This window comes from Limimaricola litoreus (assembly GCF_024159025.1).
GTDB lineage: Bacteria > Pseudomonadota > Alphaproteobacteria > Rhodobacterales > Rhodobacteraceae > Limimaricola > Limimaricola litoreus.
The window spans coordinates 1-625 of sequence record NZ_JAMYXC010000134.1 but is presented as its reverse complement, the minus strand read 5'-3'; the positions used below and the strand labels follow the sequence as shown (position 1 = coordinate 625).

General features: G+C 53.4%; 1 rRNA gene. It reads left to right on the top strand.

Annotation, left to right across the window (positions count from 1 at the left end):
• A 23S ribosomal RNA gene (locus tag NHG85_RS09295) occupies positions 1–625 on the top strand; the annotation flags it as partial.

The following is a 625-nucleotide window of genomic DNA, read 5'->3' as shown; positions in this document are numbered from 1 at the left end:
AGTGACGGCGTACCTTTTGTATAATGGGTCATCGACTTGGTCTCACGAGCAAGCTTAAGCCGGTAGGTGTAGGCGCAGCGAAAGCGAGTCTTAATAGGGCGCATGAGTTCGTGGGATCAGACCCGAAACCGAGTGATCTAGGCATGTCCAGGATGAAGGTGCGGTAACACGCACTGGAGGTCCGAACCCACACCTGTTGAAAAAGGTCGGGATGAGGTGTGCCTAGGGGTGAAAGGCCAATCAAACTCGGAGATAGCTGGTTCTCTGCGAAATCTATTTAGGTAGAGCGTCATCCGAATACCCCGGGGGGTAGAGCACTGGATGGGTAATGGGGCCCCACAGGCTTACTGATCCTAACCAAACTCCGAATACCCGGGAGTACTAGATGGCAGACACACGGCGGGTGCTAACGTCCGTCGTGGAGAGGGAAACAACCCTGACCTACAGCTAAGGCCCCTAATTCATGGCTAAGTGGGAAAGCAGGTGGGACGACCAAAACAACCAGGAGGTTGGCTTAGAAGCAGCCATCCTTTAAAGATAGCGTAACAGCTCACTGGTCTAAACAAGTTGTCCTGCGGCGAAGATGTAACGGGGCTCAAGCCATGAGCCGAAGCTTAGGATGCAC